This is a genomic window from Xanthomonas sp. NCPPB 1128 (genome assembly GCF_001043115.1).
GTDB lineage: Bacteria > Pseudomonadota > Gammaproteobacteria > Xanthomonadales > Xanthomonadaceae > Xanthomonas_A.
In genome coordinates this window covers 1-12906 of record NZ_LFME01000011.1, presented here as the reverse complement: position 1 = coordinate 12906, position 12906 = coordinate 1, and the positions used below count along the sequence as shown (strand labels likewise).

Here is a 12906-nt window from a genome sequence, read left to right as displayed (position 1 = left end):
TCGGGGCCGCGATCGGGCGGATTATGGCAGCCCGCCGCAGCCCGGCGCAGCGCACACGCGGGAGGGACGATAGAATGGGGCCATGTCCGCTTTGCCCACGCCTCTGGCCAACCAACTGCTGATCGCGCTGCCGGCGCTGTCCGATCCCAACTTCGCCCGCAGCGTGGCGCTGATCTGCCAGCACGACGAGAACGGCGCGATGGGCGTGGTGGTCAACCGCGCCTCCGAATACACCTTGGGCGAAGTGCTGGAGCAGATGGGCATCGAGACCATCGATGCCGCGCTGCGCGAGCAGGTGGTGCTCAGCGGCGGCCCGGTGCATCCGGAACGCGGCTTCGTCATCCACGATGGCGCGCACGGCTGGGACTCCAGCCTGGCCTTCGCCGAGGGCCTGTTCCTGACCACCTCGCGCGACGTGCTCGAGGCCATGGCGCGGGGCGAAGGCCCGCGCAACGCGGTGGTCGCGTTGGGCTGCGCCGGCTGGGGCGCCGGCCAGCTGGAATACGAACTGGGCGAGAACAGCTGGCTGACCGCGCCGGCCGATGCCGAGCTGCTGTTCGAGCTGCCGCTGGAGCGGCGCTGGCAGACTGCGGCCGGGCGCATCGGCGTGGACCTGTTCCGCCTCACCGACTACAGCGGGCATGCCTGAGTCCGGCCTGCCTGAGGCTGGGACTCCCGCGCCGGCCAGCGCCTCGTCCGCGACGATCCGCCGCGACGGCACCGTGCTCGGTTTCGACGTCGGCCACCGCCGCATCGGCGTGGCGGTCGGCAGTCCGTTCGGCAACGGCGCGCGTGCGCTGGCGGTGATCGACGTGCATGCGCAGGGGCCGGACTGGCCGGCGCTGGACCGCCTGCAGGCCGAATGGCGGCCGCACGGCCTGGTGGTCGGCGATCCGCTCACCCTCGACGGCGCCGACCAGCCCAACCGCAAGCGTGCGCATGCCTTCGCCCGCGAACTCGGCGCGCGCTACCGCCTGCCGGTGGTGCTGGTCGACGAGCGCTCCAGTTCGGTCGAGGCCGCGCAACGCTTCGCGGTGGACCGTGCCGCCGGCCGCAAGCGCCGCCGCGATGCCGCCGCGCTGGACGCGGTGGCCGCCGCGGTGATCGTGGAGCGCTGGCTGGCCGCGCCCGACGACGCCATTCCCCTTTCCTGATCCACAGCCCGGACCTGCCATGACTGATCCGCAACTCGATTCGAACGGGCGCCTGCGCCACCTGCTGACCCTGGAAGGGCTGCCGCGCGCGACCCTGCTGCAACTGCTGGACCGCGCCGGGCAGATCCGCGACGCGGCGGTGGGCCGGGTCGGCAAGCGCAGCGTGCTGGCCGGCACCGCGGTGTGCACGCTGTTCTTCGAACCGTCCACGCGCACCCGCAGCTCGTTCCACCTGGCCGCGCAGCGGCTCGGTGCCGACGTGCTGAACTTCGATGCTTCCACCTCGTCCACGCGCAAGGGCGAGACCGCGCGCGACACGCTGAAGAACCTGGAAGCGATGGGCGTGCGCGGCTTCGTCGTGCGCCACCCCGAGGACGGCGCGGTCGAGCGCCTGGCCGAAGCGGCGGGCGAGGGTACCGCACTGATCAACGCCGGCGACGGCCGCAGCGCGCATCCCACCCAGGGCCTGCTCGACATGCTGACCCTGCGCCACGCCAAGGGTGGCGACTTCTCCAAGCTCAAGCTGGTCATCGTCGGCGACGTCAAGCACTCGCGGGTGGCGCGCTCGGACCTGCATGCGCTGCGCACCCTCGGTGCCGGCGAAGTGCGCGTGTGCGGACCGCGCGCGCTGCTGCCCGACGACGGCACCCTGGACGGCTGCGTGGTCGGCGAGGATTTCGACGCCATGCTCGACGGCGTGGACGCGGTGATGATGCTGCGGCTGCAGCGCGAGCGCATGGAGGAAGGCCTGGTGTCCTCGCTGGAGGACTATCACGGCCAGTACGGCCTCACCGCCGAGCGCCTGCGCCGCGCGTCCAAGGACGCGGTGGTGCTGCATCCGGGCCCGATCAACCGCGGCGTGGAGATCACCGACGAGGTCGCCGACGGCGCGCAGTCGTGCATCCTGCGCCAGGTCGCCAACGGCGTGGCGGTGCGCATGGCGGTGCTGGAGACGCTGCTGGGCTGAGCGCGGCGCATCGCGCTCTCGTAGGAGCGGCTTTAGCCGCGACAGGCTTTACCGGGGCTGCCTGTCGCGGCTGAAGCCGCTCCTACGCGGTCTTGCCAAGCATCGCTGCCGAAGGTGGCGATCGGCACATCCGCGCCACCGCGAATCGGCCTACCATCGGCGACGATCCTCCCCACGGACGTCACCATGATCTTTGTCCTGCGCCGCGTTGCGTTCGCCGCGGCCTGTGTTTCCCTTGTCGCCGCCGCCCAGGCCGACGCCGCCACTGCTACTGCTGCCGCCGCGGACAGCGCCGGCACCTACGACCCGCAGGCGCTGTTCGCACCGCTGCAGTTGCCGCAGCCGGCCAATGCCTACCGCAGCGGCGGTGGCGTGCCAGGCCCGCAGTACTGGCAGAACCGCGCCGACTACGATCTGCACGCCACCATCGATCCGGCCATGCACACGCTCAGTGGCCAGGAGACCATCACCTACAGCAACCGCAGCCCGGACACGCTGGACGTGCTGTGGCTGCAGTTGGAGCAGAACCTGTACCGCGCCGATGCCCGCGCCCGTACCCTGCGCGCCGCGCGTGCCGACCGGTCCGCGCCGCAGAGCACGGAGGGTTACCGCATCGCCAAGGTGGAACTGGAGCAGGGCGGCAAGCGCGTGCCGGCGACCTTCCTGATCGACGACACGCGCATGCGCGTGGACCTGCCGCAGCCGCTGGCCAGCGGCAAGGCGCTCAAGCTGCACATCGACTACGCCTACACCGTGCCCGGTACCTGGGGCGGCCGCACCGCGGTCACGCCCACGCCTGATGGCGACATCTACGAGATCGCACAGTGGTATCCGCGCATGGCGGTGTACGACGACCTGCGCGGCTGGGACACGCAGCCCTACCTGGGCGCGGAGTTCTACCTGGAGTACGGCGATTTCGACTACGCGGTGACGGTGCCGTGGGACTATCTGGTGGCCGGTTCCGGCGAACTGGTGAACCCGGTGCAGGTGCTCACCGCCGCCCAGCGCCAGCACCTGGCGCAAGCCGCCGCCAGCGACACGACGGTGACCATCCGTGGCGCCGATGAAGTGGGCAACCCGGCCAGCCGGCCAAGCGCCAGCGGCACCCAGACCTGGCGCTTCCACATGGACCACACCCGCGACGTGGCCTTCGCCGCTTCGCCGGCGTTCGTCTGGGATGCGGCGCGGATCAACCTGCCCCAGGGCAAGCATGCACTGGCGATGTCAGTGTATCCACGCAGCGCGGTCGGCAGCGACAAGTGGGGCCGCTCCACCGAGTTCGTCAAAGCCTCGATCGAGCACTTTTCGCAGTGGTATCCGTACCCGTGGCCGGCGGCGGTGAACCTGGGTGGCCATGGTGCCGGCATGGAGTATCCGGGCATCGTCTTCGACGACATGGAGGACGGCGGCAAGCAATTGTTCTGGATCACCGCGCACGAACTGGGCCACGGCTGGTTCCCGATGATCGTCGGCTCCAACGAGCGCCGCCATGCGTTCATGGACGAGGGCTTCAACACCTTCATCGACGTGTACGCCTCCGATGCGATCAACCACGGCGAGTTCGCGCCCAAGCGCGATGGCGAGTACGCGCCCGGCGGCGGCAACCCGGTGGACGAGATCCTGCCGCTGCTGGCCGACGCGCAGGCGCCGACCCTGCTCGATCGCGCCGACGCCACCAGCGAGAAATACCGGCATCCGCTGACCTACTTCAAGGGCGCGCTGGGCCTGGTGCTGCTGCGCGAGCAGATCCTCGGGCCGGCGCGTTTCGATCCGGCGTTCCGCAAGTACATCGCCACCTGGGCCTACAAGCATCCCACGCCGTCGGATTTCTTCCGGCTGATGGAGAGCGAATCCGGCGAGGACCTGAGCTGGTGGTGGCGCGGCTGGTACCTCAACAACTGGCAGCTGGACATGGGCGTGCGCGCAGCCGCCTACATCGACCACGACCCGGCCCAGGGCCTGCTGGTGACCTTGAACAGCCGCCAGAAGCTGGTGATGCCGGCGACCTTGCGCATCGACTTCGCCGACGGCAGCCACCTGGACCAGCGCGTGCCGGTGGAGACCTGGATGCAGCAGACCCAGCCGCAGATCCGGGTGCCGAGCACGCAAAAGGTGCTGCACGTGACCCTGGATCCGGACCACGTGCTGCCCGACGCCGACCGCAGCGACAACCGGCTCGACACGGCGAGCTGAGCCGCGCGCGGCCATCCGCGCCGCGTCGGCGTCGGATGGCCTGCGCAAACGTGCTGCAGCCGCAACATTCGCGGCCGCGCGTCAGCGATGGGCGCCTGTCCCGGGGGAGTGCTCCGGAGTCGCTGGGGATGCATGCGATGCGCGTGCGTTCGCCGTCATTGCCGGCCACCGCCGCGCAACGCGGCGCGTGTGTAGACGGCCTGTCCCCGGCTGTCGCTGTCTGTCTCCTGCGGACCGTGCGTGTCCGCTTGTCCTGTCCCGCGCGGCGAACGGAGCGCAGGGTTCCAGTTCGGCGTCGTGGCGATTGCGTAGGCCGCGGCGCGCATTCCAAGAATGCGCCGGCCCCCACGCCCCCGTGCCGGCGCATGCGCACACTGCCATGCGCTTTGCACTCATCGCGACAGATGGGAGAGAGATCATGCAGCAGCAGTTCCGCAGGGGCGCACTGGCGCTCGCGCTGACCATGGGCGCCAGCCCGGCCTTCGCCGGCCCGGTGGGCTATGGGGCCAATACCACCGGCGGCGGCAGTGCCATTCCGGTGAACGTCGCCACGATGGAGGCGATGCAGGCGGCGATCGACAACTACGCCGGCTCCGGCGGCCTGGTGCTCAACTACACCGGCAGCTTCAACTACGCCAGCATCACCGACGTATGCGCGCAATGGAAGCTGCCGGCCAAGACCGTGCAGATCAAGAACAAGCGCGACATCACCATCAAGGGTGCGAACGGCTCCTCGGCCAACTTCGGCGTGCGCGTGGTCGGCAACGCGCACAACGTCATCATCCGCAACATGACCATCGGCCTGCTGCCGGGCGGCGAGGATGCCGATTCGATTTCGCTGGAGGGCAATTCCAGCGGCCAGCCGTCCAACATCTGGGTGGACCACAACACCATCTTCGCCTCGCTGACCAAGTGCCCCGGCGCCGGCGACGCGTCCTTCGACGGCGGCATCGACATGAAGAAGGGCGTCAATCACGTCACCGTCTCGTACAACTACATCCACGACTACCAGAAGGTCGCGCTCAACGGCTACAGCGACAGCGACACCCAGAACGCCGCCGCGCGCACCACCTACCATCACAACCGCTTCGAGAACGTGGAATCGCGCCTGCCGCTGCAGCGGCGCGGCTTGAGCCACATCTACAACAACTATTTCAACAACGTCTTCACCTCCGGTATCAACGTGCGCATGGGCGGGGTGGCGCTGATCGAAGCCAACTATTTCGAGAACATCAAGAACCCGGTCACCTCGCGCGACAGCAGCGAGATCGGCTATTGGGACCTGATCAACAACTACGTCGGCAGCGGCATCACCTGGACGGCGCCCGAAAGCACCAGCAAGCCCTACGCCAACGCCACCACCTGGATCTCGTCCAAGACCTATCCCGAGCCGCTGGGCTACCTGTACACGGCGATCCCTGCCGCGCAGGTCAAGGCCAAGGTCATCGCCACGGCGGGTGCGGGCACCAACCTGGCCGAATGAAGCGCACCGCCTCCGTGCCCGATGGCACGGAGGCGGTCGCCGGCAATGGTTGCACTGTATGCCGTTTGCCGCATGTCGGCCACACCCGTGTCGCGGTCGCCGCAGCCACCGCTGGGGCCATGCATCGGCCACGCCTGAAAATGGTATTGTTTCACCTAGATTTCACGCGCGCAGGCCGATCCGCCAGCGATCCGCGTGCCACGTGCACGCGCCGGTCACAAGCTTGACCCAATTCAAAAAACTGTGCGCAGTTGCGCATCAAGAATCACCAGCGATCGCCGTTACCTAATGCGAGTACCCGCTCGGGACATCCCGATGCGGTCGGTGCTGGAAGTGTCTTGGCCTTCTTGTCCGTCGCATCACGTCCAGGCCGCCGGCCTGATGGTGTCTTGTTCGATCCAGATCGTGGCGCGGGCTCTTTCCTTTCCTCACTTGGTGCCCCTCATGATCGGATTCCTTCAACGCTACAACGTCGGGACGCGACTCGCGTCCGCCTTCGGCGTCCTCATCCTGCTGTCCTGTGCGCTCGTCGTCGCCGGCCTGCTGACGTTGAAACAGGCGCGCGACATGATGGACACCATCGTCAACCGGCGCATGCAGATCCTCGATTACACCAGCGAGATGCGCAACGCCAGCTCGCTGATCGCCATCAATCTGCGCAACATCGTGCTGCCGACCACGCAGGAACAGAACGAAGGCTTCGCCAGGATCGTCGACGAACAGCGCCGCTACTACGACCAGATCCACGACAAGCTCTACGCGATCCCGGTCAGCGACGCCGCCGGCGCGCAGATGCGCAAGCAGATCGACGATGCCTACCAGCTCACCCGCGTCGCCAATCAGCAGGTGCTGGACCTGGGCATGAGCAACAAGCCCGACGAGGCGCTGAAGGTGATGCTGGGCCAGGCCGCGCCGGCGAACAAGCAATGGCAGGAGGCGATCACCGCCTACGCCAACCGGCAACGCACGCGCGGTGCCGAGGCCTACGCCAGCGCCAACGTGGCGATGGACCGTGGCCGCAGCCTGCTGCTGGCCGGCGGCGTCCTGGTGGTGCTGGTCAGCGGCCTGCTGGCCTGGCTGATCACCCGCAGCCTCACCGTGCCGCTGACGCGTGCCACCCGCGTCGCCGAGGCGATCGCCAACGGCAAGCTCGACAACGACGTGCGCACCGACGCCAAGGACGAGACCGGGCGGCTGCTGGCTGCGATGCAGGGCATGCAGCAGCAGGTCGGCAACCTGATCGGCGCGCAGTTGGAGATGGCCAAGCGCCACGATGCCGGCGAGGTCAGCCATCGCATCGAAGCGCAGGCCTTCCCCGGCGACTACGGGCGCATGGCCGCCGAGACCAATGCACTGGTGGCCTCGCACCTGGCGGTCAAGACGCGCCTGGCGCAGATCATGGGCCGCTACGCGATCGGCGACCTGTCGCAGGACATGGACCGCCTGCCTGGCGAGGAAGCGGTACTGAGCCAGACCATGGACGAGGTCAAGGCCAACCTGTCGGCGATGAACGGGCAGATCAAGCAACTGGCGACCTGCGCCGCCGATGGCGACTTCAGCGCACGCGGCGACGCCGAACGCTTCCAGTACGACTTCCGGGTGATGGTGGAGAGCCTGAACCAGCTGATGGCCACCGCCGATGGCAACCTGCAGGCGTTGTCGACGCTGCTGCAGGCGATCGCCGCGGGCGACCTGACCGCGCGCATGCACGGCGATTTCCGCGGCGTGTTCGCGCAGATGCGCGACGACGCCAATGCCACCGCCGAGCAACTGGCCGGCATCGTCGGCCGCATCAAGCACTCGGCGGTGTCGATCAATGCCGCGGCCAGCGAGATCGCCGCCGGCAACGACGACCTGTCGCGCCGCACCGAGCAGCAGGCCGCCAGCCTCGAAGAGACCGCCGCCTCGATGGAGGAGCTGACCTCCACCGTCCGCCAGAACGCCGAGCACGCCCGTCAGGCCAATCAGCTCGCGGCCGGCGCGGCCTCGGTCGCCGCGCAGGGCGGTGACGTGGTCGGCCAGGTGGTGACCACCATGAGTGGCATCGAGGCCTCCTCGAAGAAGATCGGCGACATCATCTCGGTGATCGACGGCATCGCCTTCCAGACCAACATCCTCGCACTCAATGCGGCGGTGGAAGCCGCGCGCGCCGGCGACCAGGGCCGCGGTTTCGCCGTGGTCGCCAGCGAAGTGCGTACCTTGGCGCAGCGCTCGGCCAGTGCCGCCAAGGAGATCAAGAGCCTGATCGACGATTCGGTGAGCCGCGTCGCCGAAGGCTCGGTCCTGGTCGACCAGGCCGGCAAGACCATGACCGAGATCGTGACCTCGGTGCAGCGTGTCACCGACATCATGGGGGAAATCTCCGCGGCCTCGCAGGAGCAGTCGGCCGGCATCGAACAGGTCAACCAGACCGTCACCCAGATGGACGAGAGCACCCAGCAGAACGCGGCCTTGGTGGAAGAGGCCAGCGCGGCGGCGCGCTCGATGGAGCAGCAGGCGGTGGAACTGAGCCAGGCGGTGGCGCTGTTCAAGCTGGATGCCTCGGCGGCCACGCCGGTGGTGCAGGCGCCGCAGCACGGCAAGCCCGCGCCCCTGGCTGCCAAGCGCAGCGTGCGCCCGGTGACGGCAGTGGCCAAGGCCGCGCCGCCGCGACGCGCCGGCCAGTCCGCAGCCGTGGCCGCGGTGGCGCTGGACAAGGACTGGCAGGAGTTCTGAGCCGACCCGGTCCGGCGCTGCCGGAGCGATCCTGCGCGGCCGCCTTCCTCGGAAGGCGGCCGCATGCAGATGCGAGGCGGTGCAGTGCATGCGCGATGGAGCGCGCGACGCCTGCAGGCGGACGATGGGCGGCGCATCGCCGCGCCGGAATCGGCGGTGCGATCCGCCTCGGCAGCACTCCCGCCGCCGCGGGCGCATTCCGTTTCGCGTTCTGGTGCGCCAATCTGGCGCCTGCGACGCATCGTCCGCGCCAGGTGCTGCGGGCACCGACGCGGTTGGGCCATCCGATGCTATCGGTGCAGCAGCACATCGCCGCGGCCGCAGGTGCGGCCGCGGCGTTAGGCCGAGGCTTACTGCGGCGGCTTGGTCTGCGGGCTCTTGATCACGTACGAGGTGATGTACTCGCCGTTGGAGCCGTAGACCACCACGATGGTGGTGTTGGCATCGCGGTAGACCACGGTCGCGTTGCACGGGCAGCTCGCCGCGGCGGTGACCATGCCCAGCGGCTGGTTCTTCGCGTCGTTGACCGCGATCATCTGTTCCTCGGCGGCGGTGCCGATCGGCAGCCGTGCCTCGGTGCCCGGCGTGGCGGTGAGCACGGTGATGACCTCGTCCTTCAACGAGTTGATCTGCACGAAGCGCAGGCCGGCCTTCTCGAACGTGTAGACCTTGAACAGCGGCGACAGGCTGACGTTCTTCTTGCCGATGGGCAGGCGTTCGCCCATGCCTTGAATGGCATCGGCGGCGTTGAGCGGCGCGCGCTCGGCGGCCTGCAGGCAGGGCACGGCCAGCGCGGCCGCCAGCACCGTCAGGGTCAGCAGCGGTTTGATCATGGTGTCTCTCCTTGTCTGGATGTACGGACCTGTACGCCATGGGACGAGCGGCAGCCGTGGTCCTTTCCGGCCGGAGCGCTCGCAACGGGCCGTCTCCCGGTCCGTCGCCGCCCGCCTTTTCCCGGCTCCGCGTGCACGCCCTCATCGGCAGGTACGGGGATAGGAGATTCGGTGGACGTCGAGTTCAGTATTTCTGACGTTAGTATCGCTGTCAATATGCAAAATCAACGGGATGTAGGAAATTCGCCGCTTGGTTGGATGTAAGGTGATTCCGTACTTTGCGCCGCCTGGATGGTGCCGCCGCGTTGCCGGGCGAGCGGCGAGGCCACGACAGTGTTCGCCGGCAGGGAGTGGGCGGTGCCCGCCACGAGCGCATGCGCGGATCCGCGCTGCGTTGCAGCAGCCACGCGGCGACGGCGGGCCGATCCGCGGTTGCAGGCGGCCAAACACGCGCGCGGCCGCACGCCACCGCCCTCAGCCTGTATCGTGTCGCGTTTTCCGCACCCGACCGAGCCGATGCCGCATCCGTCCGCGCCTGTCCCGCCTGCCGCCGCACCCGTCCTGCGCCACGCGCTGAAACCGCGGCAATTGATCATGATGGGATTGGGCAGCGCGATCGGCGCCGGCCTGTTCCTGGGCTCCGGCGTCGGCGTGCACGCGGCGGGTCCGGCGGTGTTGATCTCCTACCTGGTCGCCGGCGCGCTGGTGATCATCGTGATGAACGCGCTGGGCGAGATGGCGGCGGCCAAACCGGCCAGCGGCGCGTTCTCGGTCTATGCCGCCGACGCGATGGGGCCGACCGCCGGCGCCACCGTGGGCTGGCTGTGGTGGCTGCAACTGGTGATCGTGATCGCCGCCGAGGCGGTCGGTGCGGCCGGTCTGCTGGCGACGGTGTGGCCGGGCTTGCCGGTGCCGTTGGCCGCGATCGCGTTCATGGCCGCGTTCACCGCGATCAACCTGCTGGGCGTGCGCAACTTCGGCGAGTTCGAATTCTGGTTCGCCATCCTCAAGGTCGCGGCGATCGTCGGTTTCATCCTGGTCGGCATCGCCTTGCTGGCCGGTTGGTTGCCCGGGGTGGCCTCGCCGGGCCTGTCCAACGTCACCGGCAACGGCGGCTTCGCGCCGAAGGGCATGGCCGGCATCGGCGCCGCGTTGCTGGTGGTGGTGTTCGCCTTCGGCGGCACCGAAATCGTGGCGGTGGCCGCGGCCGAGACCGCCGACCCGGAGCGCAGCATCGCCCGTGCCATCCGCACCGTCGCCTGGCGCATCCTGGTGTTCTACATCGGCTCGCTGAGCGTGATCATCGCGGTGGTGCCATGGCAGAGCGAGGCGCTGAGTTCGCCGTTCGCCGCGGTGTTGCAGGTGGCCCGGATTCCTGGCGCCGCCACCGGCATCACCCTGATCGCGGTGATTGCGCTGCTGTCGGCGCTCAACGCCAATCTGTACGGCGCCTCGCGGATGATCTTCTCGCTGGCCCAGCGCGGCGAAGCGCCGCGTGCGCTGGCCGCGTCCAGCCGGCAGCAGGTGCCGTGGCTGGCGGTGCTGGCCAGCGTGCTGTTCGGCTTCGTCGCCGCGGTGCTGGAACTGCTGTATCCCAACCGGGTGCTGCCGGTGCTGCTGAACATCGTCGGCGCCACCTGCCTGCTGGTGTGGACGATCTCGCTGCTGTCGCAACTGATCCTGCGCGCGCGCGCCGACCGCGCCGGCACCCGCCTGCCGTTCCGCATGCGCGGCTATCCGGTGCTCACCGTGCTGGCGCTGGCGATCCTGGCGCTGATCTTCGGCCTGCTGGTGGCCTCGCCGGACACCCGCACGCAGTTCCTGTCGATGGCGGCGCTGACCGCGGTGATCGCGCTGATCAGCGGCGTGGCGCGGCGGCTGCGCGCGGGGTAGGGCGCGCGCTCCAACGGTGGCGGCATGCCGTTGTGTGAGGGACTTCAGTCCCGACGCGTGAGGGTGTCGGACGGCGTTGGGCTTCGCTCGTCGCGACTGAAGTCGCTCCCACATGGGGGGACTTCGCGCGCGTCATGTCTGCTGCCGTAGCAGCGGCGCTGGTTGCTTTTCATGGATCGACCGCGGCAGATGTCCGCGGTAAGGCCTGTCGCGGCTGAAGCCGCTCCTACGACGGCACCGACAGCTCGCAGACATGCCCTTGTAGGAGCGGCTTCAGCCGCGACGCTTTGCGATGGAAGGCGCGGCGGCCGAGTCCACGACCTGCACGCGCGCTACTCAGCCCAGCAGCAGGCGCGCGCCCAACGCGCACAGCAGCGCCGGCGGCATCACCAGCGCGCCGACCTTGAGGAAGCGCCAGAAGCCCACGTCCTCGCCTTCGCGGCGGATCGCGGTCAGCCACAGGATGGTCGCCAGCGAGCCGGTGATCGACAGGTTCGGGCCCAGGTCCACGCCGATCAGCAGCGCGTCCACCACCAGTTGCGGTGGCTGCGCCTGGGCGACGGTGGTGCTGGCGATCAGGCCGGCCGGCAGGTTGTTCATCAGGTTGGAGCCGAACGCCAGCAGGGTGCCGGCGACGCCGGCGGTGGCCTGCGGCGAGTGCGCGGCGGCGTCGGCCAGGGTGCGTGCGAGCAGGCCGATGACGCCGGTGCGCGAGAGCGCTTCCACCAGCACGAACAAACCGGCCACCAGCGGCAGCACCGACCACGACACCGCCCTGGCCATCGGCAGCGGCGACTGCCGGCCGCCCAGGCAGACCACGCCGAGCGTGGCCAGGCCGGCCAGGCAGGTCGGCAGGCCCAGGTCCAGGCCCAGCGCGGAGACGCCGACCAGCAACACGGCGGTGGCGAGGATGCCGACCAGGGCGAAGGTGCCGCCGCGGGTCAGTGGCACCGTGTCCACGCGCGCGGCGCAGCGGCCGGTCAGGTCCTTGCGCTCGGCCCAGCGCAGCATCACGAAGGTCACCCCGATCGCCAGCAGCGACGGCAGCGCGAACGCGGCCATCCACGCGCCCAGCGTCGGCATCTGCCCGCCGTACAGCACCAGGTTGGCGGGGTTGGAGATCGGCAGCACGAAGCTGGCGGCGTTGGCGATCAGCGCGCAGGCGAACAGCAGCGGCAGCGGCTTGGCGCCGGCCTTGCGCGCGGCCGCGTACACCGCCGGGGTCAGCACCACCGCGGTGGCGTCGTTGGACAGGAACGCGGTGACCACGATGCCGACGCCGAACACCAGCGCGAACAGGCGCTGGGTCGAGCCTTTGGCCAGATTCACCGCATGCATCGCCACCCAGTCGAACAGGCCTTCGGCGCGGGCGGTTTCCGACAGCAGCATCATGCCGATCAGGAACAGATAGACGTCCAGGCCCTTCAGCACCGCCTGCCAGGCCTCACCGCCGGGCATCAGCCCCAGCACCATCAGCAGCAGCGCCCCGCCCACCGCCCAGCACGCCTCGGGCAGCTTGAACGGCCGCGCGATCACCCCGGCGGTGGCCAGTGCGCAGATGCCCCAGGTGGCGAAATTGGCCGTATGCGTGCCGGGCATGCTCATGCCGCCGCTGCCGTGCGGGCGCCGTGGCGCGCGCGCGAGGGGGCCGCAGGGGCAGGGCAGGGG

At 69.3% G+C, this 12906-nt stretch carries 9 protein-coding genes; 7 read left to right on the top strand and 2 right to left on the bottom strand.

The features are described from left to right. The first annotated feature begins 82 nt into the window (after positions 1 to 82). The 6 genes from ACP93_RS09165 to ACP93_RS09140 all read left to right on the top strand — a co-directional run bounded on the left by ACP93_RS09165 (position 83) and on the right by ACP93_RS09140 (position 8512). On the top strand, positions 83 to 649 hold the full coding sequence (locus tag ACP93_RS09165) for a YqgE/AlgH family protein (RefSeq protein ID WP_048490394.1): 567 nt from the start codon (positions 83 to 85) through the stop codon (positions 647 to 649). Further along, complete coding sequence (ruvX, locus tag ACP93_RS09160) at positions 642 to 1154, top strand: Holliday junction resolvase RuvX (RefSeq protein ID WP_228135985.1); 513 nt, start codon at positions 642 to 644, stop codon at positions 1152 to 1154. The genes ACP93_RS09165 and ruvX overlap by 8 nt, the downstream gene beginning before the upstream one ends. A 19-nt stretch (positions 1155 to 1173) precedes the next feature. Then, positions 1174 to 2121, top strand: coding sequence for an aspartate carbamoyltransferase catalytic subunit (locus ACP93_RS09155; RefSeq protein WP_048490393.1), 948 nt, complete (start codon positions 1174 to 1176; stop codon positions 2119 to 2121). Positions 2122 to 2307: 186 nt separating this feature from the next. Beyond that, a complete protein-coding gene (locus ACP93_RS09150; RefSeq protein WP_048490392.1) occupies positions 2308 to 4314 on the top strand; it encodes a M1 family metallopeptidase in 2007 nt (668 codons plus the stop codon). Between the two features lie 418 nt (positions 4315 to 4732). After that, positions 4733 to 5797, top strand: a complete 1065-nt coding sequence (locus ACP93_RS09145) for a pectate lyase family protein (RefSeq protein WP_048490391.1) — start codon at positions 4733 to 4735, stop codon at positions 5795 to 5797. A gap of 444 nt (positions 5798 to 6241) precedes the next feature. Next, positions 6242 to 8512: a methyl-accepting chemotaxis protein gene (locus ACP93_RS09140; protein ID WP_048490390.1), complete on the top strand. Its 2271-nt coding sequence runs from the start codon at positions 6242 to 6244 to the stop codon at positions 8510 to 8512. A gap of 350 nt (positions 8513 to 8862) precedes the next feature. On the opposite strand, the gene ACP93_RS09135 is transcribed toward ACP93_RS09140, so the two are convergent. After that, positions 8863 to 9345, bottom strand: a complete 483-nt coding sequence (locus tag ACP93_RS09135) for a hypothetical protein (protein WP_048490389.1) — start codon at positions 9343 to 9345, stop codon at positions 8863 to 8865. A gap of 516 nt (positions 9346 to 9861) precedes the next feature. Between ACP93_RS09135 and ACP93_RS09130 the strand changes: the two genes are divergently transcribed. Next, complete coding sequence (locus ACP93_RS09130) at positions 9862 to 11238, top strand: amino acid permease (RefSeq protein WP_048490388.1); 1377 nt, start codon at positions 9862 to 9864, stop codon at positions 11236 to 11238. Between the two features lie 336 nt (positions 11239 to 11574). Here the strand turns inward: ACP93_RS09130 and ACP93_RS09125 are convergent, their stop codons facing one another. Further along, positions 11575 to 12843 (bottom strand): arsenic transporter, encoded by a 1269-nt coding sequence (locus tag ACP93_RS09125; protein ID WP_048490387.1) that lies wholly within the window; start codon positions 12841 to 12843, stop codon positions 11575 to 11577. Between the last annotated feature and the right edge of the window lie 63 nt (positions 12844 to 12906).

Excerpts from the sequence above, each read along its gene's own strand:
- ACP93_RS09150 (WP_048490392.1), top strand. The coding sequence starts at position 2,308 with ATGATCTTTGTCCTGCGCCGCGTTGCGTTCGCCGCGGCCTGTGTTTCC.
- ACP93_RS09155 (WP_048490393.1), top strand. The coding sequence starts at position 1,174 with ATGACTGATCCGCAACTCGATTCGAACGGGCGCCTGCGCCACCTGCTG.
- ACP93_RS09130 (WP_048490388.1), top strand. The coding sequence starts at position 9,862 with ATGCCGCATCCGTCCGCGCCTGTCCCGCCTGCCGCCGCACCCGTCCTG.
- ruvX (WP_228135985.1), top strand. The coding sequence starts at position 642 with ATGCCTGAGTCCGGCCTGCCTGAGGCTGGGACTCCCGCGCCGGCCAGC.
- ACP93_RS09165 (WP_048490394.1), top strand. The coding sequence starts at position 83 with ATGTCCGCTTTGCCCACGCCTCTGGCCAACCAACTGCTGATCGCGCTG.
- ACP93_RS09145 (WP_048490391.1), top strand. The coding sequence starts at position 4,733 with ATGCAGCAGCAGTTCCGCAGGGGCGCACTGGCGCTCGCGCTGACCATG.
- ACP93_RS09125 (WP_048490387.1), bottom strand. The coding sequence starts at position 12,843 with ATGAGCATGCCCGGCACGCATACGGCCAATTTCGCCACCTGGGGCATC.
- ACP93_RS09135 (WP_048490389.1), bottom strand. The coding sequence starts at position 9,345 with ATGATCAAACCGCTGCTGACCCTGACGGTGCTGGCGGCCGCGCTGGCC.
- ACP93_RS09140 (WP_048490390.1), top strand. The coding sequence starts at position 6,242 with ATGATCGGATTCCTTCAACGCTACAACGTCGGGACGCGACTCGCGTCC.